We start from the raw sequence: 26,194 nt of genomic DNA, 5'->3' as shown, positions 1-26,194 counted from the left end.
AGCCTGCCCGTCGGATGTCGTTCAAGGAATTGATATGTCGCCCTGGCTGACGGTTGTAGGCATCGGTGAAGACGGCTTCAAGGGCCTGGGCAAGAATGCCCGGCACGCCCTGTTGCGCGCCACGCGGATTATAGGCGGCCAACGCCAGTTGGACCTTTTGCCGGTGTGTATTCGTGGCGAACGCCAGGTGTGGCCGAGCCCGTTTTCCCTGGAGCCGGTGTTGTCGCGGCGCGGGGAGCCTGTGTGCGTCTTGGCCAGTGGCGACCCGATGTTCTATGGCGTCGGCGCCAGCCTGGCCCGGCAAGTGGCAGCTGAAGAGTTGTTGATTTTGCCCGCACCATCGTCGGTGTCCCTGGCGGCAGCGCGCCTGGGCTGGCCGTTGCAGGAGGTGGTGACGCTATCGGTGGTCGCTCGTCCGTTGGCGGCACTTAATGCGCATCTGACCGCTGGCGTGCGCTTGTTGGTCTTGAGCAATGACGGCAGCAGCCCCGCTTTGATGGCTGCGTTGTTGGCCGAACGCGGTTTCGGCCCCAGCCGGATTACTGTGTTTGAACACCTGGGCGGCCCGGCTGAGGGGCGCATCGACGGGCACGCGCAATCGTGGGAACACGCCGAGGTTGCCGCTTTGAACCTGGTCGCCATCGACTGCCTGGCGGATGCGAACGCACCACGTCTGTCACGCCTTGCAGGTTTGCCCGACGCGGCCTTCAAGCACGATGGCCAACTGACCAAACGCGACGTGCGCGCCATGACCCTCGCCCGCCTCGCCCCCATGCCCGGCGAACTGCTGTGGGACGTGGGCGCGGGCAGCGGCTCCATCGGCATTGAATGGATGCGCACGCATCCAAGCTGCCGCGCCGTGGCAATCGAGGCCGACGCAGGCCGCCAAAGCCTGATCGAACATAACCGCGACGCCCTCGGCGTGCCCGGCCTGCAACTGATTCGCGGCAAGGCGCCGGATGCGTTAAGCGGTCTGGAAGCACCGAACGCCATCTTCATCGGCGGCGGCGTCACCCGCGAAGGCGTGCTCGACACCTGCTGGCAACACCTGCGCCCCGGCGGGCGGTTGGTGGCCAATGCCGTGACCCTGCAAAGTGAAATGACCTTGATGAACTGGCGCGCCGAGCACGGCGGCGAACTGACCCGCATCCACGTGGCCCAGGCGCAGCCATTGGGCGAGTTCGATACCTGGCGCCAGGCATTGCCGATCACGCTATTGGAAGTGATCAAGCCCCTATGAAAAGAATTCTGTTGCTGGGCGGCGTTACGGAGGCGCTGGCCATTGCCCGCACCCTGGGGCCTGAGCATATCTACAGCCTGGCGGGCGTGGGCCGTGTGCCGACCGACCTGAGCTGCCAGGTTCGAGTCGGGGGTTATGGAGGCGCTGAAGGGCTCGCGCAGTTTGTTCGTGACGAGCGTATCAGCCTGATTCTCGATGCCACGCATCCGTATGCGGCGCAGATCAGCCACAACGCGGCCCAGGCGGCGCGATTGAGCGATGTGCCTTGCTGGGCGTTGCGACGTCCAGCGTGGCAGCCGCAGGTGGGGGATGACTGGCGGGAAGTGCCTGACTGGGCCGCACTGATAGCCGCGTTGAAGCCCTTCAAGCGTCCATTGTTCACCTTGGGTCGCGAACCCTTGCAGCATCTGGAGGAAATCCCCGCCGACCAGTTCTGGACGCTGCGCGCACTGGACGTTTATCCGGGGAATGCGCGGTGTGAAGTGATCGGCGCGCGCGGACCGTTTCTGATCGAGGATGAGCGGGTTTTATTCGAACGGCGCAGGATCGATGTACTGATCAGCAAGAACAGCGGCAGCACCGCCACCGAACCGAAGCTGGAAGTGGCGCGTGAGCGTGGCGTGCCGGTATTGGTGCTGAAGCGGCCGGTGCTGGCGGCGGTGGATCGAGAGTTCACCACCGTAGCTGCGGTGCTACAGGCAATACACCCCTTCTGAGCAACACCGACCTAATGTGGGAGGGGGCTTGCTCCCGATGGCGGCGGATCAGCCACAAATCAGTAACTGACACACCGCGATCGGGAGCAAGCCCCCTCCCACATTTGACCTGCGCAGCCCTGAAGATCCTCATCCACTCAATTCCCGTCTACGCTCAAATCCAGCACTGCGACACCAAACCACACCGCCCCTTTTTACTTATCCCCCCCGATCAGGCTAAATACCCCCTGATCGTTTAACCCTACGGATTATCCGCCATGGCCCGTCAACGCTTTGCAATTGCCTGGATCGCCTGCCTTGCAGTGCTGTTCAATGCGTTTGCCATGCCGTTGGCCAGTGCGATGCAGCAGACTGATGATCCGGTCAAGCGTCTGATGTGGGGTGGGTTCTGTTCGTCCAATGGTGCCAGCCTGAAGGCGATTGCCCTGGGCAAGCTGGAAATCCCGGCAGCGCCGGACGATCACTCTGCCATGCAGCATTGCTGGTGTTGCTCGGGCTCGGCGCCGTTGGTGGCGTTGCCGGGGCATGTGCCGCAGCTGTATGTGACGCGCTTCGAGGCGGTGCAGAGCCTGCCGCCACGCTTATTGCGCAATCCCACCCCGCGCCAGCAATGGCCAAGCCTTAACCCTCGCGCCTCCCCAACGGTCTGATCTTCTTCGCAAGTGAACTGCGTTTAGAACCGTTCTGGAGAACTGCCATGCTTAAATCTTCCCTGCTTCTGGCTGCGTTGCTGTTGCCGGTGTTCAGTGCTGCCAATGCCGATGACTACAAGGCCGGCGACCTGTTGGTGAGCGATCCCTGGTCCCAGGAGCTGCCACCGAATGCGCCGACCGTGGCGGCCTACTTTGTGATTCATAACACCGGGGCTGCTCCGGATCGCCTGCTCAGCGTTGAAACCAGCGTCGCGGAGAAAGCCGAGCTGCACGAGCATGTGATGCAAGGCGACTTGATGAAGATGCAGCAAGTGCCCAGCGTTGCCGTACCGGCCAAGGGTGAGCTGACCTTCGCGCCGATGGCTTATCACGTGATGCTGCTGGGCCTCAAAGACCGCAGCCTGTTGGCCGATGGCAAGCAATTCCCACTGACCCTGACCTTCGAGAAAGCAGGCAAGGTTCAGGTGCAAGTGTCGGTGCAGAAGGTCCCGCCGATGGCCACGCACGAGCATAAGCACACTCACTAGACCTACCCGATGGGCGCCCCCCGCGCCAGGTTGTCTCCGCACCGCCGTCTGATGCGCGGCAGTTGGATCAGCCTGTTCGCCATGCTGATGATCTTTATCGGTCCGCTGATTTCCCAAGCGATGCCGATGGATCATCACGCTGGTATGTCCATGGACATGCCCGCGTGCCACGGCGAGCCCAAGCCGACCAAAACCCCCGACGAACATCATGTCCTCTGGGAGAAATGCGGCTATTGCAGCCTGCTGTTCAGTTGCCCTGCCCTGCCCGGCAGCGTCTCTTACGTAACGCTCGGCACCCCGCCGCCAGCCAACGCGCTCATCCCCGCCCCCCACCTGGGCCATGCTCGGCAGAGCATCTTCCCTGGCGCCCGCAGTCGTGCGCCGCCCATCGTGTCGTAAGCCCTTCACCGCGTTACTTCACCCCGGCCGACTTCAATTAGACAGCCGCAGGCTGCTGGCCGTGTTGTTTACGATTGATTGATGGAATTTGTCATGTCCAGGTTTTCTGCTGACACCCGTTTGGGCGCTGCCCCTGTTTTCGCCGCTCTGTGCGGCGCACTGCTTGCCCCCTACGCCCATGCGCACGAACACGAGCTGAGCCCCACGGTGATCACCGCGATCGCTCCCAGCTCGCCCCTCACCGTTGTCACCAACCCCAAGGATCCACGCCAGCCGGTGCCCGCGAGCGATGGCGGCGACTACCTCAAGACCATCCCCGGCTTCGCCCTGGTGCGCAACGGCGGCACCAACGGCGACCCGGTGCTGCGCGGCATGTTCGGCTCGCGCCTGAACATCCTTACCAACGGCGGCATGATGCTCGGCGCCTGCCCAGGCCGCATGGATGCGCCGACTTCGTATATTTCGCCGGAAACCTACGACAAGCTCACCGTGATCAAAGGCCCGCAAACCGTACTCTGGGGCCCGGGCGCGTCGGCCGGTACGATCCTGTTCGAGCGTGAGCCCGAGCAGTTCGGCGAGCTGGGCACGCGGGTCAATGCCAGTGTGCTGGCCGGTTCCAACGGGCGCTTCGACAAGGTTATCGATGCTGCTGCAGGAGGCCCGTTGGGCTATGTGCGGGTGATCGGCAACCAGGCCCATGCCGACGATTACAAGGACGGCAACAACGACACTGTCGCCTCGCGCTATGACAAGTGGAATGGCGATGTGGCGGTGGGTTTCACCCCCGACGCCGACACGCTGCTGGAACTCACCGCCGGCCGTGGCGACGGTGAAGCGCGCTACGCCGGACGCGGTATGGACGGCTCGCAATTCCTGCGCGAAAGCCTCGGGCTGCGCTTCGAAAAATCCAACCTCGGCGAGGTGCTGGACAAGGTCGAGGCCCAGGTCTACTACAACTACGCCGACCACGTCATGGACAACTACAGCCTGCGCGTCCCTTCGGGCACCGGCATGACGGCCGGGCCCATGGCCTCCAACGTCGACCGTCGCACCCTGGGCGGTCGCATCAAGGCAACCTGGCGCTGGGCCGATGTGCAACTGATCGGCGGTCTGGACGCGCAGACCAACGAACACCGCGCGCGCAGCAGCATGGGCATCGACACCTACAAGGACCTGCCGCGCAACAAGGACGCCAACTTCCACAACTACGGGGTATTCGGCGAGCTGACCTGGTACGCCGCCGACAACGACCGCCTGATCACCGGCGCCCGCCTGGACCGTGCCTCAGCCAAGGATTTCCGGCAACGCACCGGCTCGGCAATGATGAGCCGCCCCAACCCCACCGCCGACGACACCCGCGCAGACACCTTGCCATCGGGCTTTGTGCGCTACGAGCACGACCTGGCGGACACGCCCACGACCGTCTATGCGGGCCTGGGTCACGCTGAACGCTTTCCGGATTACTGGGAACTGTTCTCCCCCAACACCGGCGCGGTCGGCTCGGTGAATGCCTTTGATGGCGTGAAGCCCGAGAAGACCACGCAGCTGGATTTCGGCGCGCAATACAAAACCGCTGACCTCGAAGCCTGGGCCTCGGGTTACGTCGGCCAGGTGCGCGACTTCATCCTGTTCGACTACCGGCCCGGCATGATGGGCACCACTTCCCAGGCGCGCAATGTCGACGCGCGCATCATGGGTGGCGAGTTGGGTGCGGCCTACAAGCTGAGCCGCAACTGGAAAGCCGACGCCAGCCTCGCCTACGCCTGGGGCAAGAACAGCAGCGATGGCAAAGCCCTGCCGCAGATGCCGCCGCTGGATGCACGCCTGGGCCTGACCTACAGCGAAGACGACTGGAGTGCCGGCGCCTTGTGGCGCGTGGTCGCGGCGCAAAACCGCATCGACCAGAACAAGGGCAACGTGGTCGGCAAGGACTACGACAAGAGCGGCGGTTTCGGCGTGTTCTCGCTCAACGCTGCGTACCGCATCAATAAGAACTTCAAGGTCAGTACCGGAGTCGACAACCTGTTCGGCAAGGCTTATGCCGAGCATTTGAACCTGGCGGGTAACGCAGGCTTCGGTTACCCGGCGAATGACCCGCAAGCCATCAAGGAGCCGGGGCGTACGCTCTGGACCAAGGTGGACATGAGCTTCTAACAGCATCGGGAGCAAGCCCCCTCCCACACTTGAAACGCATTTCAAATGTGGGAGGGGGCTTGCCCCCGATGGCGGTGTAACCGACACAAAAAAATCAAAAGCCTTGCGGAGCCCCTGATGAGCACACCGAAGATCTCCTTCTACAACCTGGCCTGGCGCTGGCACTTCTACGCCGGTCTCTTTGTCGCCCCTTTCATGGTGCTGCTGGCCCTGACCGGCATCATCTACCTGTTCAAACCCCAGCTCGACCCGCTGATGTACGGCCACCTGCTCACCGTACCCACAGCCGAGCACGCTCTGAGCGCGGACGAACTGCTGCAACGCGCCAAAGACGCCTACCCCCAGGCCGCGATCAGCAAATACCTGCCGCCTGCCGACGCCACCAACAGCGCGCAGTTCGTGATGCACAACCAGGGCCGCGAGATCAGCGTATTCGTCGACCCGTATCGCGGCACAGTCCTGGGTGAGCAGGACGCCAAAAACAACCTGCAGGCCATTGCCCGCGCCCTGCACGGCGAGCTGATGATCGGCACCACCGGCGACCGCCTGATAGAACTCGCCGCCGGCTGGGGCGTCATGCTGGTGGTGTCCGGCCTGTACCTGTGGTGGCCGCGTGGCAAGTCATCGGCTGGCGTATTGTGGCCGCGCCTCAACAGCCGTGGCCGCTTGTTCTGGCGTGACCTGCACGCTGTCGCCGGCTTCTGGGGCGCGGCATTTCTGCTGGTCATGCTGCTCAGCGGCATGACCTGGACCGGTTTCTGGGGCAAGCAATACGCCGACCTGTGGAACACCTTTCCGGCGGCGATGTGGAACAACGTGCCGCAGTCCGACCAGCAGGCACGCGTGCTCAACACGGCCACCCAACAGACCGTGCCCTGGGCCATGGAAAACACGCCGATGCCGATGTCCGGCGACCACGCCGAACACATGAAGCATGGCGCCATGCACTCAGGCCCTGCCGCGCCAAGCGTGCGCCTGCAACAAGTGGTCGACCTGGCCAATGCGCGCGGCGTGGAGCCCGGCTACAGCATCGCCTTCCCCCCCACCGCCACGGGGGTATTCACCGTCGCGGTGTTCGCCAACGACCCGCGCAATGACGCCACCCTGCATGTGGACCAGTACACCGGCAAGGTCCTGGCCGATGTGCGTTGGGAACATTACAACCTGGTCGCCCGCGCCACCGAGACCGGCGTGATGCTGCATGAAGGCAAGATGTTCGGCTGGGTCAACCAACTGATCGTGCTGGTGATCTGCCTGATGATCCTGCTCAGTGCGGTCAGCGGCGTGGTGATCTGGTGGAAGCGTCGCCCTGCCGGTGGCGTGGGTGTTCCGCCGTTGCGTCATGACCTGCCAAAGTGGAAAACCGCGATGGTGATCATGCTGGGCCTGGCACTTGTTTTCCCGCTGGTGGGGGCGTCGCTGATCGTGGTGTGGGTACTGGATCGTCTGGTGCTGTCGCGCTTTTTTGGCCAAGGTGAATCCGCTTCAGGTTCCGCATGAAACAGGCGAGATGCCCAATCCAGGGGGCTTGTGTAGCCTTGCGCAGACTTTTGCCCCGCAGCCGATAAGTGTTAACTTATAACACTTTCTGCGCTATCGTTGCTCGCCGCGCCCTGCGGCGAGTACCTCTCAAGAAGCGACTGATCGACCGATGAACAACTACCTTGCGAGCGGCCTGTGCCTGCTCGCCCTGCATACCAACGCCCAGGCCCTGACCCTGCCCGCCAGCCCCATTACCGCACCGGCAGTGGATAGTGAGCGCGTTGACCTCAACACCCCGACCACCGCCGGTTCGCGCCTGAATCTCACAGCGCTGCAAACCCCCGGCAGCGTTGAAAGCCAGACCGGCGCCCAGATCCGCGAACGTGGCGACGCCAGCGTGCAGGACGCCATCTCCCGCGCCACCGGCATCAGCCGCACCGGCACGCCGGGCGACGGCGGCACCTCGTTGCAGGCCCGTGGTTTTACCGGCCAAAGCTCGGTTATGCAGCTGTACGACGGCAACCGCATGTACACCGGCATGGGCACCTCGACCTTCCCGGTGGACAGCTGGGCAGTGGAGCGGGTGGACGTGCTGCGCGGCCCGGCCTCGGTGCTGTACGGCGAAGGCGCCACCGGCGCGGTGATCAACACGATCTCGAAAAAACCCTTTGCGGGCGAGATCGAAAACCATATCCGCCTTGGCTACGGCTCCTACGACCGCCAGCAGCAAGCCCTCGACAGCGGCGGCTCGCTGACCGACACCTTGAGCTACCGCTTGAACCTCAACCGCCTGCGCAGCAACGGCTTCATCGACCGTGGCGATTCCAGCAGCGATTTCGTCAGCGGCGCCCTGCGCTGGCAACCAGCCGACAACCTGAGTTTCACCCTGGCCAGCGACTACGGTGATCAGCGCCCACAAAACTACTTCGGCACGCCCCTGGTCAACGGCCAGTTGCACAAGGGCCTGCGCGACAAGAACTACAACGTCAGCAACGACACCCAGCACTACAACGACCAGTGGACGCGCCTGACCAGCGAGTGGCAACTCAACGACAACGTCAGCGCCACCAACGAGTTGTATTACCTGAAAAACCAACGCCGCTGGCAAAACGCCGAGAACTACAATTTCACCAACGGCCAACTGACCCGCAGCGGCAACTTCGGTATCAAGCACGATCAGGAACAGGTGGGCGACCGCCAGACCTTCACCTTCAAGCACACCCTGTTCGGCCTCGATAGCCAGACCGTAGCGGGCGTGGAATACAACCGCATCCGTTTCCGCCTGGCGAGCAACACTCCATTTAATGATGTGTCGGGAACCGGCCAACCCATCGACCTGTATCACCCGGCGCCCGCGCCGTTTGCCAGTAAAGACCCGTTCAAACCGGTGTTTTCCACTACGACCAAAACCTTCGCAGGTTTTGCTGAAAACCGCTTGCAGTTGACCGACCAACTCACGCTGATCACCGGTATCCGCCGCGACTACGCGCACATCGACCGCGACGACCTGCGCACTGGCGGCCAATCCGACAAAACCCTCACCGGCAATAACTGGAAAGCCGGTCTGGTCTACGCGATCACCCCGGACACCTCGGTCTACGGCCAGTACGCCACCAGCACCGACGGCGTCGGCGGGCTGATCTCCCTGAGCCCGAGCCAGCAACAGTTCGACCTGTCTACCGCCAAGCAGACCGAGGTCGGCATCAAACAAGCGTTCTGGGGTGCCCGCGGAGAATGGACCCTCGCCGCCTACCACATCGTCAAAAAGAAACTGCTGACGGATGTGCCGGGTGAGCCGGACTTCAAACAGCAAGTCGGCCAACAATCCTCCAACGGCCTGGAAGCCAGCCTCGACTTGCAACTGCCCCACGCCTGGCAGTTGCAAGCCAACGCCGCCGTCGTGCGGGCGCAGTACGACGATTTCAAACAAGACGTCAACGGCGTACAGGTCTCCCGCGACGGCAACCGCCCGGTGGACGTTCCGCGCCGCACCGCCAACCTGTGGCTGAGCAAGGCCGTGACCGACAACGTGCGTGCCGCTGCCGGTGTGCGTTACGTCGACGCACGCTATGCCGATATGGCCAACCAGAGCGAGCTGCCGAGCTATACCGTGGTCGATGCCACGTTGTCGTGGAAAGCCATGCGCGACACCACGCTGGGCCTGCAACTCAATAACCTGTTCGATCGCACTTATGCGGTCAGCCAATACAACGATGGGCAGCAGTGGATTCTAGGTGTACCTCGCTCCATGTTCATTACCGCGGACTACACCTTCTAATGACCTCACTCACCCTCACCGACCTGGCTTGGACTCCACCCGGCCACAACCACTGCCATCACCAGTTCCAACTGCGTGACGCCAGCCTGCGCGTCGGTGCCGGGGAGTTTGTCGGGCTGATCGGACCTAACGGCAGTGGCAAGACCAGCCTGTTGCGCTGCGCCTATCGGTTCACCCGGCCAGAACAGGGTGATGTATCGCTTGCGCACCAGAATGTCTGGAAGCAAAGCGCAAAGTGGTGCGCGCAACGCATCGCCGTGGTGCTGCAGGAGTTTCCCGATACCTTCGGCTTACGCGTGGATGAGGTGGTCGCCATGGGGCGCACACCCCACAAGGGTTTGTTCGACAGCGACACACTGCACGACCAGCAACTGATCCTTCACGCGCTGGAATCGGTGGGCATGCAAGGCTTCGAGGACCATGCCTTCGCGACCCTGTCCGGCGGTGAAAAACAGCGCGTCATCCTTGCCCGCGCCCTGGCCCAGCAACCGCAACTGTTGATCCTTGACGAGCCGACCAACCACCTCGACCCGCGTTATCAACTTGAGTTGCTCAGGCTGGTCAGGCGTTTGAACATCGGCACCCTGGCGAGTATCCATGACCTCAACCTGGCCGCCGCCTTCTGTGATCGCCTGTACGTGATCCACCACGGGCGCATCGTCGCCAGCGGCACGCCCCACGAAGTGCTGACCGCCGCGTTGCTGCGCGACGTGTTTGGCGTCGAGGCCTTGATCGACACTCACCCCTTGGACGGCTACCCACGAATCACTTGGATAACCCAGCCATGATCCTGCGCATCCTGCTGTCTCTGCCTCTGTTGCTCGGCGCGGCTCAAGCACTCGCCGAAAGCACCCGATACCCGCTGACCATCAAAAGTTGCAACCGCGACGTAACCTTCCAGCAAGCCCCACAACACGCGGTCAGCCACGACATCAACATGACCCAGATGATGCTCGCCCTGGGCCTCAAGCCACGCATGGCCGGCTACAGCGGCGTGACCGGCTGGAAGTCAGTACCGCCGCAAATGGCCACGCTCCTCGACGGCCTGCCGGAACTGGCGAGCAAGTACCCGTCGGTGGAAACCCTGCTCAACGCCAACGTGGATTTCTTCTTCGCCGGCTGGGATTACGGTATGCGCGTGGGCGGCGACCTCACGCCGTACACCCTGCAACCCTTGGGCATCAATGTGTATGAGTTGACCGAGTCATGTGCGTTCGTGATGAAGCGCCCAGCCGCAAGCCTCGACGATACCTATAACGACCTGCGCAACCTGGGCAGGATCTTCGACGTGCAGGATCGCGCCAATACCCTTATCGCCCAGATGCAGGCGCAAGTGGCCGAGGTGCAAAAAGACCTGCCCGCCGACAAGCCACGGGTGTTCCTTTACGACAGCGGCGAAGACCGCGCCATGACCTCGGGCCGCCTGGGCATGCCCCAGGCGCTGATCGACGCCGCCGGCGGGCGCAACATCCTCAATGACATCGACGCCAGCTGGACCCGGGTCAACTGGGAAACCGTCGTTGAGCGCAACCCACAAGTCATCGTGATCGTTGACTACAGCGAGGTCACCGCCGAACAGAAGAAACAGTTCCTGCTTGACCACCCTGCACTGCAATCGGTGGAGGCCATCAAGCACCAGCACTTCATCGTGATCCCCTATATGCAAGCCACACCAAGCATCGACAACGTGCTGGCGGTTGAAACCCTGGCCAAGGGGTTTCACGGCGAATGATCACCCGTCACTACGTCCTGTTATTAAGCGCCCTGGGTGCCTTGTTGCTGGTCTCCTGCGTGATCTCCCTGGGGTTCGGTTCGGCGCAGGTGCCAGTGGACGTGGTGTGGCGAATTTTGCTGAACAAGGTGTTCGGCTTGGGTGTGGTGGACTGGAGTGTGGGCCAGGAACATATCGTCTGGCTGATCCGTGTGCCGCGTATGCTACTGGGGGCGCTGGTAGGCGCCGGGCTGGCACTGATTGGCGCAGTGCTGCAGGCGGTCACGCGTAACTCGCTGGCCGACCCGCACCTGCTCGGTGTGACCTCCGGCGCCACCCTCGGCGCGGTGATCGTGGTGCTGCATGTGGGTGAAATCATCGGCCTGCTGACCTTGCCCCTCGCCGCCTTTATCGGTGCGCTGCTGAGTATGTTGGTGGTGCTGGCCGTAGCCAGTCGCAACGGTCGCCTGGAAAGTGATCGCCTGCTGCTGTGCGGTGTAGCGGTGTCGTTCGTGATGATGGCGGTGGCCAACCTGTTGCTGTTCATGGGTGACCACCGCGCCGCCTCGGCGGTGATGTTCTGGATGCTCGGCGGCCTGGGACTGGCCCGCTGGGAACTGCTGGCAATTCCCGCCACCACGGTGCTGCTGGGGTTGCTGTTGCTGCTCGGCATGGCCCGCCCGCTCAACGCATTGATGGCCGGTGAGCAGACCGCCGTGACCCTCGGTTTGAACGCACGCAATGTACGCTTGAAAGTCTTCCTGGTCGCCTCGCTGATGACCGGCGTGCTGGTGTCCATCAGCGGCTCTATCGGCTTTGTCGGGCTGATGGTGCCGCACATCGCCCGGCGCCTGATAGGTGCCGAACACCGGCGTTTACTGCCAGTGTGCGTGCTGCTGGGCAGTGTGTTCCTGGTGTGGGTCGATGTCGCCGCACGCACACTGATAGCGCCCGAAGACTTGCCGATTGGCGTGGCGACGGCGGCGATTGGCGGGCTGTTTTTTATCGGTTTGATGCGCAAGCGTTGAGCGCGCCCCGTTGTAGCGCACAGCCACGCACCTGGCAGACCGTCCCGCCATTTCATGGTGCATTTCCCATGCGCTGACCTGGGCGAAGCGACCATTTCATGCCTTTTTCCGACTCGGCACAGCGCTTGCAATCACCTGCTCAACTTTCCCCTCATAACAGTGTTGAGTCCACGGAGATCGCACCATGCAGCGTCGCAGCTTGATCAAGGCTTTCACTTTGTCGGCATCCATTGTCGCCATGGGTTTGACCTGGACCGTCCAGGCCGCCGAGACCATCAAGGTCGGCATCCTGCACTCGTTGTCCGGGACCATGGCGATCTCCGAAACCTCGCTTAAAGACATGGCGCTGATGACCATCGACGAGATCAACGCCAAGGGCGGCGTGAACGGCAAGATGCTCGAACCAGTGGTGGTGGACCCGGCGTCCAACTGGCCGCTGTTCGCAGAAAAAGGCCGGCAACTGTTGACCCAGGACAAGGTTGCCGTGGTGTTTGGCTGCTGGACCTCGGTGTCGCGCAAATCCGTATTGCCGGTGTTCGAAGAACTCAACGGTTTGCTGTTCTACCCGGTGCAGTACGAAGGCGAAGAGATGTCACCGAACGTGTTCTACACCGGTGCGGCGCCGAACCAGCAGGCGATTCCGGCAGTGGAATACCTGATGAGCGAAGAAGGCGGCAGTGCCAAGCGCTTCTTCCTGCTGGGCACCGACTACGTGTACCCGCGCACCACCAACAAGATCCTGCGCTCGTTCCTGCATTCCAAAGGCGTGGCGGATAAGGATATCGAAGAGGTCTACACCCCGTTCGGCCATGCCGATTACCAGACCATCGTCGCCAACATCAAGAAATTCTCCGCCGGCGGCAAGACCGCGGTGGTCTCCACCGTCAATGGCGACTCCAACGTGCCGTTCTACAAAGAGCTGGCCAACCAGGGCTTGAAAGCCACCGAAGTACCGGTGGTGGCGTTCTCGGTGGGCGAAGAAGAACTGCGCGGCATCGACACCAAACCACTGGTGGGCAACCTGGCGGCGTGGAATTACTTCCAGTCGGTGGAGAACCCGGTCAACCAGAAATTCGTCGCCGACTGGAAAGCCTACGCCAAGAAGCACAACCTGCCGGGCGCAGACAAAGCGGTGACCAACGACCCGATGGAAGCCACCTATGTGGGCATCCATATGTGGGCCCAGGCGGCAGAGAAAGCCAAGTCCACCGACGTCGACAAAGTGCGCGAAGCCCTGGGCGGCCAGACCTTCGCCGCACCGTCGGGCTTTACCCTGACCATGGACAAGACCAACCACCACCTGCACAAGCCGGTGATGATCGGCGAGATCCAGGCTGATGGGCAGTTCTCGGTGGTGTGGCAGACCGAAGCACCGATTCGGGCACAGCCATGGAGCCCTTACATCCCGGGCAATGACAAGAAGCCGGATTACGCGGTGAAGAGCAACTAAAGCCCCACGACTCTAATGTAGGGCATGGTCAATGTGGGAGCTGGCTTGCCTGCGATGCAAACAACTCGGTGTGCCTGACACACCGCAGCGATGCCATCGCAGGCAAGCCAGCTCCCACAGACAACCAGCGCCCACACTGTCCCCGCATGATCAGGACATTTTTGTATGCCCACTGCCCTCCACCGCTTCATCCTCGCCGTGCTGTTGTTGCTGCCTTTGGCCGCACACGCCAGCGACGCCGAAGACTTCATCAACGCCAACCCGATGCAACAAGCCAAGCTGCTCCAGGACTGGGCCGCCCAGCCTGACCCGGCGCGCATCGAGCTGGTGGATGCCCTGCAACAAGGCCAACTTAACGTCAACGGCGAAACCAAGACCGTACGCCTGAACAACCGTCTGCGCGGCCTGATCGACAACGTCCAAGCCAGCCAGCAACTGCTCGCCGCCGATCCCAAGGTTCGCCTGGCGGCAGCTCGAACCCTGCAAAAAAGCGCTGTGCCTGCGCAGTTGAAATTCCTCGACCAGCAGGTCGCCGCCGAAACCGACGAGGATGTGCACAGCGCCCTCAGCCTGGCCCTGGCCAACCTGCAACTGGTGGACACCGACCCTGCGGTGCGACTGGCCGCCGTGCGTCTGCTCGGCAGCACCGGCGACCCGCTGGCACGCACGCGCCTCGAAGCGCTGCTCGCGCCGGGCGTGGAAACCGATGCCGCCGTGCACACCGCCGCCGAAACCAGCCTGGCCCAGGTCAAACGCAAACTGATGGTCGGCGAGATCCTCGGGCAGGCGTTCAGCGGCATGTCGCTGGGCTCGATTCTATTGCTGGCGGCACTGGGTCTGGCGATCACCTTCGGCCTGCTCGGCGTGATCAACATGGCCCATGGCGAGATGCTGATGCTCGGCGCCTACTCCACCTATGTGGTGCAGCTGATGATGCAGCGCTATGTGCCCCAGGCCATCGAGTTCTACCCGCTGATCGCGCTACCGGTGGCGTTCTTCGTCACCGCCGCCATCGGCATGGCCCTGGAACGCACGGTGATTCGTCACCTCTATGGCCGACCACTGGAAACCCTGCTCGCCACCTGGGGCATCAGCCTGATGCTGATCCAACTGGTACGCCTGGTGTTCGGCGCGCAGAACGTCGAAGTGTCCAACCCCGCCTGGCTGTCCGGCGGTATTCAAGTACTGCCCAACCTGGTGCTGCCGTACAACCGCATCGTCATCATTGCCTTCGCGCTGTTCGTGGTGGTGCTCACCTGGTTGTTGCTGAACAAGACACGCCTGGGTCTTAACGTGCGCGCCGTCACCCAGAACCGCAACATGGCCGCCTGCTGCGGCGTGCCCACCGGGCGCGTGGACATGCTCGCCTTTGGTCTGGGCTCCGGCATCGCAGGCCTTGGTGGCGTGGCCCTGAGCCAGATCGGCAACGTCGGCCCGGACCTGGGCCAGAGCTACATCATCGACTCGTTCCTGGTGGTGGTACTCGGTGGCGTCGGCCAGTTGGCCGGTAGCGTAATGGCAGCCTTCGGCCTGGGTATCGCCAACAAGATTCTTGAACCGCAAATCGGTGCCGTGCTCGGCAAGATCCTGATCCTCGCGCTGATTATTCTGTTTATCCAGAAACGCCCGCAAGGACTCTTCGCACTGAAAGGACGGGTGATCGACTGATGAACCAGCCATTGATGCTTACGGCCACGCAAAAGGCCGGCCCCAAGGTGACGATCGCCGTCGGCGTGGTGATCCTGTTCCTGCTGCTGGCGCTGCCACTGTGTTCGCTGCTGGCGCCGGACAATCCACTGCATGTATCGGCCTACACCCTGACGCTGGTGGGCAAGATCCTCTGCTACGCCATCGTCGCGCTCGCGCTGGACCTGGTGTGGGGCTATGCCGGGATGTTGTCCCTGGGCCACGGTCTGTTCTTCGCCCTGGGCGGTTATGCCATGGGCATGTACCTGATGCGCCAGGCGTCGGGCGACGGGTTGCCGGCGTTCATGACCTTTTTGTCCTGGACCGAATTGCCCTGGTACTGGGCGGGCACCGACAACTTTCTCTGGGCGCTGTGCCTGGTGGTGCTGGCCCCGGGAGTGCTCGCGCTGGTGTTCGGCTTCTTCGCCTTCCGCTCACGGATCAAAGGCGTGTATTTCTCGATCATGACCCAGGCCCTGACCTTTGCCGGAATGCTGCTGTTCTTTCGCAACGAGACCGGCTTTGGCGGCAATAACGGCTTTACCAATTTTCGCAGCATCTTAGGCTTTGGCATTACAGAACCTGGCACACGGGCGGTGTTATTTGTGGCCACGGTGCTGTTGCTGGTAGCCAGCCTGTACATCGGCTGGCGCCTGGCGCAGAGCAAGTTCGGCCGCGTGCTGACCGCCTTGCGCGATGCCGAGAACCGCCTGATGTTCTGTGGTTACGACCCGCGTGGCTTCAAGTTGTTCGTGTGGGTGTTGAGCGCAGTGTTGTGCGGGTTGGCGGGGGCGCTGTATGTGCCGCAGGTGGGCATTATCAACCCCAGCGAAATGTCGCCGACCAACTCCATCGAGGCCGCCGTATGGGTCGCCCTCGGCGGGCGGGGCACACTGATCGGGCCATTGCTCGGCGCTGGGGTGGTCAACGGCATGAAGAGCTGGTTCACGGTGGCGTTTCCCGAGTACTGGCTGTTCTTCCTGGGGGCGCTGTTCATCATCGTCACCCTGTACCTGCCCAAGGGCGTTATCGGCCTGCTGAAGAAATGAGGAACGTCATGCTTGAACCTATTTTCGATGCGGGCAGCGGCCGCGATGCGATCGGTATCGGCCAGGCCGCAGGCAAAGGGCTCAACACCCGCCACGGCACCATCCTGACCCTGGAAGATATCAGCGTCAGCTTCGACGGCTTCAAAGCGCTGAATGACCTGAACCTGTATATCGGCGTCGGCGAATTACGCTGCATCATCGGCCCCAACGGCGCAGGCAAGACCACGTTGATGGACGTGATCACCGGCAAGACCCGGCCCAGCCACGGCAGGGCCTGGTTCGGCGAAACCCTGGATCTGACCAGCATGAGCGAAGTGCAAATCGCCCAGGCCGGTATCGGCCGCAAGTTCCAGAAGCCTACGGTGTTCGAAGCCCTCAGCGTGTTCGAAAACCTTGAGCTGGCGCAGAAGACCGACAAGTCGGTGTGGGCCAGCATGCGGGCGCGCCTGAGTGGCGAGCAAAAAGACCGCATCGATGAAGTACTCGACACCATCCGCCTGACCGCCTCGGTGCATCGGCCCGCCGGCTTGCTGTCCCACGGTCAGAAGCAGTTCCTGGAAATCGGCATGTTGCTGATGCAAGACCCGCAACTGTTGCTGCTCGACGAACCGGTGGCCGGCATGACCGACGCCGAAACCGAATTCACCGCCGAACTGTTCAAGCGCCTGGCCGGCAAGCATTCGTTGATGGTGGTGGAGCACGACATGGGCTTTGTCGGCTCCATCGCTGATCACGTCACCGTGTTGCACCAGGGCAGCGTATTGGCCGAAGGGTCGCTGGAACAGGTGCAGGAAAATGAGCGGGTGATCGAGGTTTACCTCGGTCGCTAACGCTGACACGAACTGCTTTATGTGGGAGCTGGCTTGCCTGCGATGGCGTCACCTCAGTGTCACACAAACACCGAGTCGCCTGCATCGCAGGCAAGCCAGCTCCCACATTTGATCCGGTTCCCGCAGGGGGATTGAAGAGGTATTGAGAATGCTGCAAGTCGACAAACTGCACCAGTACTACGGCGGTAGCCACATCCTGCGCGGGCTGTCCTTCGACGTGAAAATCGGCGAAGTCACCTGCCTGCTCGGCCGCAACGGCGTGGGCAAGACCACCCTGCTCAAGTGCCTGATGGGCTTGCTGCCGGCCAAGGAGGGCGCGGTAAATTGGGAAGGCAAGGCCATCACCGGCTTCAAGCCGCACCAGCGTGTCCATGCCGGGATCGCTTATGTGCCTCAGGGCCGGGAGATTTTTGGCCGGCTGACGGTGGAAGAAAATCTGCTGATGGGGCTGTCGCGCTTCCCCGGTTCCGAAGCCAGGGAAGTGCCCGCGTTCATCTACGAGCTGTTTCCGGTGTTGCTGCAGATGAAGCATCGACGCGGCGGCGATTTGTCCGGGGGCCAGCAGCAACAGTTGGCGATTGGCCGCGCCCTGGCCAGCCGCCCGCGCCTGCTGATCCTCGATGAGCCCACCGAAGGTATCCAGCCGTCGGTGATCAAGGAGATCGGTGCGGTGATCAAGAAGCTTGCCGAGCGTGGCGACATGGCGATCCTGCTGGTGGAGCAGTTCTACGACTTCGCTGCCGAACTGGCCGACCACTACCTGGTGATGTCACGCGGTGAAATCGTGCAGCAGGGCCGCGGTGAAAATATGGAGAGCGAAGGTGTACGCGGCCTCGTAACCATCTAATCTGTGGGGTCACGACATTAAGCCAAAAACCATGAACCTGCCCGTTTCCACTGCCCTGTTCACCCCCAGCTGGCACGCCGCGCTGGAACTCGGCTACGCGCGTTTCGGCGACACCACGCGCCCGGTATTGCGCCGCCACCTGGGCCCGCTGCGCGTGCAAAAGCACCTGTACGCCGAAGGCCCCCAGGTGTGCCAGCACATCATCGTGCACCCGCCCGGCGGAATTGCCGGCGGCGATCGCCTGGACATCAGCGCCCACGTCAGCGCCGGTGCATGGGCGCAGTTGACCAGCCCCGGCGCCGCCAAGTGGTACCGCGCCAGCGGCCCGGCATTTCAGCAACTTGAGTTGACCGTCGAGGCCGGCGCGACGCTGGAATGGCTGCCCCAGGAAACCATCGTGTTCAGCGCCGCCCAGGCCGAACTCACTACGCGCATCGAGCTCTCGGGCGATGCGCGGTTGTTCTACTGGGACGTGGTCGCCCTGGGGCGCCCGGCCAGCGGCGAGCGGTTCGACCTCGGCCACTTTCAATCACACCTGGATATTCGCCGCGACGGCCAGTTGCTCTGGCATGAGCGCCAGCGCATTGTGGGCGCCGATGGGTTGCTGGATTCGCCCATCGGGCTGGATGGGCAGCCGGTGTTTGCCACGTTGCTGGTGACGGGTGAGGTCGATCCTGAATTGCTTGAGCGTTGCCGCTCGCTGCCCCACGCGGTGCGCGGAGATTTGACCCAACTGCCTGGGTTGCTGGTGGCGCGTTGTCTGGCCGAGGAAGCGCTGTTGGCGCGGGGGTGGTTGATTGATTTATGGCGGCTGTTGCGCCCGGCAGTGCTGGGGCGAGAAGCCGTCGCACCACGAATCTGGAGCACATGAAGATCAACAAGTGAAACTGAGTTTATGTGGGAGCTGGCTTGCCTGCGATGGCGGTGTGCCTGATACACCGCTATCGCAGGCAAGCCAGCTCCCACACCGGCCTGTTTCCACAGGGGATCTGCGGTGTTTTTATGAATGCTGTTTGAAGGACCTTGAACCATGGATTTGACCCCACGGGAAAAAGACAAACTGCTGATCTTCACCGCCGGCCTGGTGGCCGAGCGCCGCTTGGCGCGCGGCGTGAAGCTCAACTACCCGGAAACCATCGCCTATATCTCGGCCGCGCTGATGGAAGGCGCTCGCGATGGCCGCACCGTGGCCGAGTTGATGCACTTCGGCACCACCTTGCTCAGCCGCGAGCAAGTGATGGAAGGCATCCCGGAAATGATCCCGGATATCCAGGTGGAAGCCACCTTCCCCGATGGCACCAAGCTGGTGACTGTCCACCAGCCAATCGCGTGAGGCCCGGCCATGATTCGTGATGCTACCGAGCAAGACCTGCCGGCGATCCGCGACATCTACAACGACGCGGTGCTCAACACCACAGCGATCTGGAACGAACAACCGGTGGACCTGGCCAACCGCCAAGCCTGGTTCAGCGCACGCCAGGCGCAGCAGTACCCGATCCTGGTCGCGGTGGAAAACGACGAAGTCACCGGCTACGCCTCATTCGGCGACTGGCGACCTTTCGAAGGCTTCCGCTACAGCGTCGAACACTCGGTGTACGTGCGCAATGACCAGCGCGGCAAAGGCCTCGGTCCACGCCTGATGCAGGCCCTGATCGAGCGCGCCCGCAGCTGCGGCAAGCACGTCATGGTCGCCGCCATCGAAAGCGGCAACCTGGCCTCGGTCCACCTGCATGAACGCCTGGGTTTCATCACCACCGGGCATATGCCGCAAGTGGGCATCAAGTTCGGCCGCTGGCTGGACCTGACCTTTATGCAACTGACCTTGAACCCGGGCGCCGAACCGCCCAAGGAGTGAGATCGATGAACGCTGCACAACTGCGTCGAGTCAATGCTGAAAGTTTTGCCCATTACCGCCTGGGCTTGATCGAGTTGTTGCTGGACGCGGTGCAGCATGGCGCGTCGGTGGGCTTTATGGCCGACTTCGATGAGGCCCAGGCCCGCGAGTATCTGACCGGCGTGCAAGCCGGTATCGAAGACGCCAGCCTGCTGTTGTGGGTGGTGGTACGTGAAGAACGGGTAGTCGCCAGTGTACAACTGGCGCTGTGCCAAAAGGCCAATGGCCTCAACCGCGCCGAAGTGCAAAAGTTGCTGGTGCACAGCAGCGCCCGCCGCCATGGCCTGGGCCAGCAATTGATGCACAGCCTGGAGCTCGCCGCACGCCAGCACAAGCGCGGCCTGCTGTATCTGGACACCGAGGCCGGCTCCGGCGCCGAAGCCTTCTATCAGTCGCTGCGCTACATCAAGATCGGTGAGCTGCCCGATTACTGCCAAAGCCCGGACGGGCGCTACAGCCCGACCGCCATCTACTACAAGACCCTGGGGCAACCGGCATGATTCCTGGTGAATATCAGATCCAGCCTGGCGAGATCGAACTGAATGTCGGCCGCCGCACCGTCACCTTGAGCGTGGCCAATAGCGGCGACCGGCCGATTCAGGTGGGCTCGCATTACCATTTTTTCGAGACCAATGACGCGCTGGAATTTGAACGTTCAGCGAGCCGCGGTATGCGCCTGAATATTCCGGCAGGCACGGCGGTTCGGTTTGAGCCGGGGCAGCGTCGGGAGGTGGAGTTAGTCGATTTGAGCGGCGGGCGCCGGGTGTTCGGGTTTGCCGGTCGAATTATGGGCGACCTCTAGGGCCTCATCGCAGGCAAGCCGGCTCCCACCTTTTGACAGTGTTCACAAATCAAAATGTGGGAGCGGGCTTGCCCGCGATAGCGATCTCACATTCAACACAATTAATCAGGGCAACCACATGAAAATCAGCCGCCAAGCCTACGCCGACATGTATGGCCCAACCGTCGGCGACAAAGTCCGCCTAGCCGACACCGAGCTGTTTGTCGAAGTCGAACAGGACTTCACCGTCTATGGCGAAGAAGTCAAATTCGGCGGCGGCAAGGTGATCCGTGACGGCCAGGGCCAGAGCCAGTTGCTCGCCCATGAGGTAGTGGACACCCTGATCACCAATGCGCTGATCATTGACCACTGGGGCATCGTCAAGGCTGACGTTGGCTTGAAGAACGGTCGCATCCATGCCATCGGCAAGGCCGGCAACCCGGATATCCAGCCCGGCGTGACCATGGCCATTGGCGCCAGCACCGAAGTGATCGCCGGTGAAGGCATGATCCTCACCGCCGGCGGCATCGACTCCCATGTGCACTTCATCTGCCCGCAGCAGATCGAAGAAGCACTGACCAGCGGCGTCACCACCATGATCGGTGGCGGCACCGGGCCGGCCACCGGTACCAATGCCACCACCTGCACGTCGGGGCCGTGGCACCTTGCACGGATGCTGCAGGCCAGTGATTCGTTCCCGATGAACATCGGGTTCACCGGCAAGGGCAACGCCAGTTTGCCCGAGCCGTTGATCGAGCAGGTCAAGGCCGGTGCCATTGGTTTAAAGCTGCATGAAGACTGGGGCACCACGCCCGCCAGCATTGATAACTGCCTGAGCGTCGCCGACCAGTACGATGTGCAGGTGGCGATCCACAGTGACACGCTCAACGAGTCGGGCTTCGTCGAAACCACCCTCGCCGCGCTCAAGGGCCGCACCATTCACACTTACCACACTGAAGGTGCCGGTGGCGGCCACGCACCTGACATCATCAAGGCGTGCGGTTACCCGAACGTGCTGCCCAGTTCTACCAACCCGACGCGGCCATTCACCCGCAACACCATCGACGAGCACTTGGACATGCTGATGGTCTGCCATCACCTGGACCCGAGCATCGCCGAAGACGTGGCCTTCGCCGAGAGCCGCATCCGCCGCGAGACCATCGCCGCCGAAGACATCCTGCATGACCTCGGCGCGTTCTCGATGATCAGTTCAGACAGCCAGGCCATGGGCCGTGTCGGCGAGGTGATCACGCGCACCTGGCAGACCGCCGACAAGATGAAAAAACAGCGCGGCCCACTGCCAGGTGACGGCCCCGGCAACGACAACTTCCGCGCCAAGCGCTACATCGCCAAGTACACCATCAACCCGGCGATCACCCACGGCGTGAGCCATATCGTCGGTTCCGTCGAAGTCGGCAAATGGGCGGACCTGGTGTTGTGGCGCCCGGCGTTTTTCGGTATCAAGCCGACCCTTATCCTCAAGGGCGGCGCGATTGCGTCGAGCCTGATGGGCGATGCCAACGCCTCGATTCCCACACCGCAACCGGTGCATTACCGCCCGATGTTCGCCAGCTTCGGCAGCTCACTGCACGCCACCAGCCTGACGTTTATCAGCCAGGCGGCACAGGACGCCGGCCTGCCCGAAGCCCTGGGATTGAAGAAGCAGATTGCAGTGGTCAAGGGCTGCCGCGATGTGCAGAAAAGCGACCTGATCCACAACGATTACCTGCCGGATATCGAGGTTGATCCGCAGACCTATCAGGTCAAGGCCGATGGCGTACTGCTGTGGTGTGAACCGGCTGAAGTCCTGCCGATGGCGCAGCGATATTTCCTGTTCTAGCTCAAACACATGTGGCGAGGGAGCTTGCTCTCTCGCCACAGGACCTTAGAACTGCTCGCGTGGGTTAAAAGCGGCTTTTTGCGCCAGCTCCTGCCACAACGCTTTCACATCCTCATTGCCCGCAGGGGGCATGACCGCCTTCAACTGGATGAACAGGTAGCCACGTTGCCCGGCCTTGTTCAGCAAGCCATGGCCCTTGGCGCGCATACGCTGGCCATTCTGGCTGCCGGCAGGCACCTTGAGGTTGATCTTGCCGGTCAGGGTCGGCACTGCCACTTCCGCACCCAAGGCCAACTCCCACGGGGCCAGCGGCAGGTTGATGACCAGGTTCTCGCCATCGACCTCGAACTTGGGGTGCGGCGCAAACTTGATGATCAGGTACAGGTCGCCATTGGCGCCACCGCCAATGCCTGGCGCGCCCTGGGCCTTGAGACGGATGCGCTCGCCGTCGGCTACACCGGCGGGGATCTTCACATTCAGGCTCTTGACGCTATTGCTGACATGCCGGCCAGAGGCGTCGTATTGCGGCACCTGAAAGCTGATCTGCTTGGACTCGGCCGACAGGGTTTCCTCAAGGGAGACCGACAGCTGCATCTCCACATCCTGGCCCTTGCGCCCGGTAGGACGACGTTGGCCACCACCGAAAGCATCGCCGCGCGAGCCAAAGATCGAGCTGAAAAAGTCCGAGAAATCGCCCGCGTCCTGGCCACCGCCAAAGCCGCCACGGCTCTGCCAGCCCGGCGGGCCCTGGAACGGCTGGCCATGCTGGCCGTATTTGCGCAATTCGTCGTACTCGGCTCGCTTATCGGCGCTTTTAAGCGCTTCATAGGCTTCGGACGCGTCCTTGAATTTCTCTTCGGCGTCTTTTTCCTTGCTCACATCGGGGTGATATTTGCGCGCGAGCTTGCGATAGGCAGCCTTGATTTCCTTGTCATCGGCCGTCGGCTCGACACCCAGAATCTTGTAGTAATCTTTGAAATCCATCGACGGTTCACCATCCTTTATCGAGATCGCACTGCCCGGGGCGCAACGTGCGCTGGTTTGCACCTGGTGAGGGTTGCGGCCTGGGGGTACGTCAAAGTGTTATCGGCATCAGCCGTATGTAACAGATGTGGGGGCAAATCCCGTACTTTCAAGCACGATTTAACGGATGGTTGGCCTACGCAAGCGCTTGCGACTGGCATACACTGCGCGGCCGTTTTTCAACCGGAACCCGATAGACATGAAAAACCCATCCCCAGCCCGTGCCTGCGGCATTGACTTCGGCACGTCCAACTCCACCGTCGGCTGGATCCGCCCCGGCATGGAAACGCTGATCGCGCTGGAGGACGACAAAATCACCCTGCCGTCGGTGGTCTTCTTCAACTTTGAGGAGCGCCGCCCGGTGTACGGTCGCCTGGCGCTGCACGAATACCTGGAGAACTACGAAGGCCGCTTGATGCGCTCGCTCAAGAGCCTGCTGGGTTCCAAGCTGATCAAGCACGACACCAGCGTGCTTGGCACTGCAATGCCTTTTACCGACCTGCTGGCGCTGTTTATCGGCCAACTCAAGAGCCGCGCCGAAGCCAACGCGGGGCGTGAGTTCGAAGAAGTGGTATTGGGCCGCCCGGTATTCTTCGTCGATGACGACCCGATGGCCGACCAGGAAGCCGAGAACACCCTGGTGGACGTGGCGCGCAAGATCGGCTTCAAGGACATCTCGTTCCAGTACGAACCGATTGCGGCGGCGTTCGACTACGAGTCCACCATTGAAAAAGAGGAGCTGGTGCTGATCGTCGACATCGGCGGTGGTACCTCCGACTTCTCCCTGGTGCGCCTGTCGCCGGACCGCCGTCACAACGACAACCGCCAGAGCGACATCCTCGCCACCGGTGGCGTGCACATCGGCGGTACCGACTTCGACAAGCAGCTGTCCCTGGCCGGCATGATGCCGCTGTTCGGCTACGGCAGCCGCATGAAGAGCGGCGCCTACATGCCTACCAGCCATCACATGAACCTGGCGACCTGGCACACCATCAACTCGGTGTACTCGCAAAAGTCCCAGCTGGCCCTGGGCAGCATGCGCTACGACATCGAAGACACCGGCGGCATCGACCGCCTGTTCAAGCTGATCGAACAGCGCGCCGGGCACTGGCTGGCGATGGAAGTGGAAGAAACCAAGATCCAGCTGACGCAGGCAGACAGCCGCCATGTGCCACTGGACCGTATCGAAGCCGGCCTGAGCGTGGACCTGAGCCGGGCGCTGTTCGAGTCCTCCATCGACAACCTGCTTGAACGCGTGCGCGGCAGTGTCACGCAGTTGCTCAATGACGCCTCGGTGAGCGTGGCCCAGGTAGACACGGTGTTCTTCACCGGTGGTTCCAGCGGCATCCCCGCGTTGCGCCACAGTATCTCGGCGATGCTGCCGAATGCGCGGCATGTGGAAGGCAATATCTTCGGCAGTATCGGCAGCGGTTTGGCGATTGAGGCCAGCAAGCGTTATGGGTCTTAAGCGGTAAGTTTTCAGCTGCAAGCGGCAAGTAAAAGCCAATCTGCTTCCGCTTGCAGCTTGCAGCTTGTAACTCGCATCTGCGCCTAAACCATCCCACCCAACTTCAGCTCACTCTTCAGATACGCATAATAAATCGGCCCCGCCACCACCCCCGGCAAACCGAACGCGGCTTCAAACACCAGCATCGCCAGCAGTAACTCCCACGACTTGGCACTGATCTGCCCGCCGACGATGCGCGCGTTGAGGAAGTACTCGACCTTGTGGATCACGATCAAATACCCCAGCGCCGCCACCGCCACCCAGATCGACAGCGACAGCGCGACGATGGTGATCAGGGTGTTGGACATCAGATTGCCGATCACCGGCAGCAAGCCAAGCAGGAAGGTCAGCACGATCAGGGTTTTGGTCAGCGGCAGGTGGATGCCGCACAGCGGCAGCACCACGGCGAGAAACACGGCGGTGAAAGCCGTGTTGAGCGCGGCGATTTTGATCTGGGCGAAGACGATGTTGCGAAACGCCTGAACCAGCAGGTGCAAACGGTCGAACAGCGCGGCGGCCAGGGGTTTGCGTTTGGTCAGGTCGGGCACCCGTTGCAGGGCGATGATGGCGCCGAGCACCATGCCGATCAGCAAGGTGACGAACATATGGGCGGCGTCTTTGCCGACCAGTTGCAGTTCGCTCAAGTGCTTGCTCATCCAGTCGCCGATGGCCACGCGAAACTCGGCGGCGCTGGCGGGCAGGTAGGCGTCGATGAACGGCGGTAACTGGCCGCGTGCGCGGTCGACCACGCCCATGAATTTATCCAGGGAAGCCCCGGGGTTTTCAGCTTCGTGGAGCAGGAAGCTGATGGCGCCGGCGAAGATCAAGGTGAGTACGCTGACGATCAGGGTGCCCAGCAAGGCCACCGCCAGCCAACGGGCGCGCCGGCCTTCGATCAGTCGTTGCAGTTGGGGGGTGAGCATGTTGACCAGTTCATAGACCAACAGGCCGGCCAGCAGGCTGGGCAGCAACTTCAGCGGCAGCACCAGCAGCAACCCGCCGAAAATGATGATGTAACTGGCCAGCAACAACACATGACGCTGAGAAAACGTTGGCATACAGCCTCAAAACGAACGGCGTTAAAGGATGGGCAGTCTGC

25 protein-coding genes are annotated in these 26,194 nt (G+C 62.1%); 23 read left to right on the top strand and 2 right to left on the bottom strand.

Translation table 11 applies throughout. The features are described from left to right. The first annotated feature begins 34 nt into the window (after positions 1-34). From cbiE to ureC, 22 genes are all read left to right on the top strand, one after another. Entirely contained in the window at positions 35-1,240 is a 1,206-nt protein-coding gene (cbiE, locus tag LJX92_RS02930; RefSeq protein WP_228309293.1) for a precorrin-6y C5,15-methyltransferase (decarboxylating) subunit CbiE, read from the top strand. Continuing rightward, complete coding sequence (locus LJX92_RS02925; protein WP_228309292.1) at positions 1,237-1,956, top strand: cobalt-precorrin-6A reductase; 720 nt, start codon at positions 1,237-1,239, stop codon at positions 1,954-1,956. The genes cbiE and LJX92_RS02925 overlap by 4 nt, the downstream gene beginning before the upstream one ends. A 257-nt stretch (positions 1,957-2,213) precedes the next feature. Next, positions 2,214-2,606, top strand: a complete 393-nt coding sequence (locus LJX92_RS02920) for a DUF2946 domain-containing protein (RefSeq protein WP_005784364.1) — start codon at positions 2,214-2,216, stop codon at positions 2,604-2,606. Between the two features lie 47 nt (positions 2,607-2,653). Continuing rightward, entirely contained in the window at positions 2,654-3,136 is a 483-nt protein-coding gene (locus tag LJX92_RS02915; RefSeq protein ID WP_032878127.1) for a copper chaperone PCu(A)C, read from the top strand. 9 nt (positions 3,137-3,145) lie between these two features. Then, a complete protein-coding gene (locus tag LJX92_RS02910) occupies positions 3,146-3,535 on the top strand; it encodes a DUF2946 domain-containing protein (protein WP_228309291.1) in 390 nt (129 codons plus the stop codon). Positions 3,536-3,628: 93 nt separating this feature from the next. After that, positions 3,629-5,689, top strand: coding sequence for a TonB-dependent copper receptor (locus LJX92_RS02905; RefSeq protein ID WP_228309290.1), 2,061 nt, complete (start codon positions 3,629-3,631; stop codon positions 5,687-5,689). 117 nt (positions 5,690-5,806) lie between these two features. After that, entirely contained in the window at positions 5,807-7,189 is a 1,383-nt protein-coding gene (locus LJX92_RS02900) for a PepSY-associated TM helix domain-containing protein (protein WP_148852880.1), read from the top strand. 151 nt (positions 7,190-7,340) lie between these two features. Then, entirely contained in the window at positions 7,341-9,449 is a 2,109-nt protein-coding gene (locus LJX92_RS02895) for a TonB-dependent receptor (RefSeq protein WP_216090673.1), read from the top strand. Continuing rightward, complete coding sequence (locus LJX92_RS02890) at positions 9,449-10,237, top strand: ABC transporter ATP-binding protein (protein WP_228309289.1); 789 nt, start codon at positions 9,449-9,451, stop codon at positions 10,235-10,237. Before LJX92_RS02895 ends, LJX92_RS02890 begins: the two co-directional genes overlap by 1 nt. Then, a complete protein-coding gene (locus LJX92_RS02885; RefSeq protein WP_228309288.1) occupies positions 10,234-11,181 on the top strand; it encodes an ABC transporter substrate-binding protein in 948 nt (315 codons plus the stop codon). Before LJX92_RS02890 ends, LJX92_RS02885 begins: the two co-directional genes overlap by 4 nt. Continuing rightward, positions 11,178-12,188, top strand: coding sequence for a FecCD family ABC transporter permease (locus LJX92_RS02880; protein ID WP_032878137.1), 1,011 nt, complete (start codon positions 11,178-11,180; stop codon positions 12,186-12,188). The genes LJX92_RS02885 and LJX92_RS02880 overlap by 4 nt, the downstream gene beginning before the upstream one ends. Before the next feature lie 184 nt (positions 12,189-12,372). Continuing rightward, positions 12,373-13,638 carry an urea ABC transporter substrate-binding protein gene (urtA, locus tag LJX92_RS02875; protein ID WP_032878139.1) on the top strand — a complete coding sequence of 422 codons (1,266 nt, stop codon included), beginning with the start codon at positions 12,373-12,375 and terminating at the stop codon, positions 13,636-13,638. Positions 13,639-13,803: 165 nt separating this feature from the next. Then, on the top strand, positions 13,804-15,306 hold the full coding sequence (gene urtB, locus LJX92_RS02870) for an urea ABC transporter permease subunit UrtB (RefSeq protein WP_148852887.1): 1,503 nt from the start codon (positions 13,804-13,806) through the stop codon (positions 15,304-15,306). Beyond that, complete coding sequence (gene urtC, locus LJX92_RS02865; RefSeq protein WP_032878142.1) at positions 15,306-16,373, top strand: urea ABC transporter permease subunit UrtC; 1,068 nt, start codon at positions 15,306-15,308, stop codon at positions 16,371-16,373. Before urtB ends, urtC begins: the two co-directional genes overlap by 1 nt. Next, positions 16,370-17,203: an urea ABC transporter ATP-binding protein UrtD gene (gene urtD, locus LJX92_RS02860; protein ID WP_228309287.1), complete on the top strand. Its 834-nt coding sequence runs from the start codon at positions 16,370-16,372 to the stop codon at positions 17,201-17,203. Before urtC ends, urtD begins: the two co-directional genes overlap by 4 nt. A 148-nt stretch (positions 17,204-17,351) precedes the next feature. Then, positions 17,352-18,050, top strand: coding sequence for an urea ABC transporter ATP-binding subunit UrtE (urtE, locus tag LJX92_RS02855; RefSeq protein ID WP_078820165.1), 699 nt, complete (start codon positions 17,352-17,354; stop codon positions 18,048-18,050). A 31-nt stretch (positions 18,051-18,081) separates the two neighbouring features. Further along, complete coding sequence (locus LJX92_RS02850; RefSeq protein WP_228309286.1) at positions 18,082-18,921, top strand: urease accessory protein UreD; 840 nt, start codon at positions 18,082-18,084, stop codon at positions 18,919-18,921. A gap of 159 nt (positions 18,922-19,080) precedes the next feature. Next, positions 19,081-19,383: an urease subunit gamma gene (gene ureA / locus LJX92_RS02845; protein WP_032878149.1), complete on the top strand. Its 303-nt coding sequence runs from the start codon at positions 19,081-19,083 to the stop codon at positions 19,381-19,383. Between the two features lie 9 nt (positions 19,384-19,392). Then, entirely contained in the window at positions 19,393-19,905 is a 513-nt protein-coding gene (locus LJX92_RS02840) for a GNAT family N-acetyltransferase (protein WP_032878150.1), read from the top strand. Positions 19,906-19,910: 5 nt separating this feature from the next. Beyond that, positions 19,911-20,444: a GNAT family N-acetyltransferase gene (locus tag LJX92_RS02835; RefSeq protein WP_032878151.1), complete on the top strand. Its 534-nt coding sequence runs from the start codon at positions 19,911-19,913 to the stop codon at positions 20,442-20,444. Continuing rightward, positions 20,441-20,746, top strand: coding sequence for an urease subunit beta (locus tag LJX92_RS02830; RefSeq protein WP_148852890.1), 306 nt, complete (start codon positions 20,441-20,443; stop codon positions 20,744-20,746). The genes LJX92_RS02835 and LJX92_RS02830 overlap by 4 nt, the downstream gene beginning before the upstream one ends. Positions 20,747-20,864: 118 nt before the next feature. After that, positions 20,865-22,565 (top strand): urease subunit alpha, encoded by a 1,701-nt coding sequence (gene ureC, locus LJX92_RS02825; RefSeq protein WP_078820161.1) that lies wholly within the window; start codon positions 20,865-20,867, stop codon positions 22,563-22,565. Between the two features lie 45 nt (positions 22,566-22,610). Here the strand turns inward: ureC and LJX92_RS02820 are convergent, their stop codons facing one another. Further along, entirely contained in the window at positions 22,611-23,549 is a 939-nt protein-coding gene (locus tag LJX92_RS02820) for a DnaJ C-terminal domain-containing protein (RefSeq protein ID WP_032878155.1), read from the bottom strand. A 238-nt stretch (positions 23,550-23,787) separates the two neighbouring features. Here LJX92_RS02820 and LJX92_RS02815 point away from each other — a divergent pair, with 238 nt between their 5' ends. Then, positions 23,788-25,056: an Hsp70 family protein gene (locus tag LJX92_RS02815; protein WP_078820160.1), complete on the top strand. Its 1,269-nt coding sequence runs from the start codon at positions 23,788-23,790 to the stop codon at positions 25,054-25,056. 83 nt (positions 25,057-25,139) lie between these two features. On the opposite strand, the gene LJX92_RS02810 is transcribed toward LJX92_RS02815, so the two are convergent. Then, a complete protein-coding gene (locus LJX92_RS02810) occupies positions 25,140-26,153 on the bottom strand; it encodes an AI-2E family transporter (RefSeq protein WP_032878157.1) in 1,014 nt (337 codons plus the stop codon). Positions 26,154-26,194 lie beyond the last annotated feature (41 nt).

Source organism: Pseudomonas sp. HN8-3 (genome assembly GCF_020790195.1).
Lineage (GTDB): Bacteria > Pseudomonadota > Gammaproteobacteria > Pseudomonadales > Pseudomonadaceae > Aquipseudomonas > Aquipseudomonas synxantha_A.
This window is presented reverse-complemented; position numbering and strand designations above follow the sequence as displayed.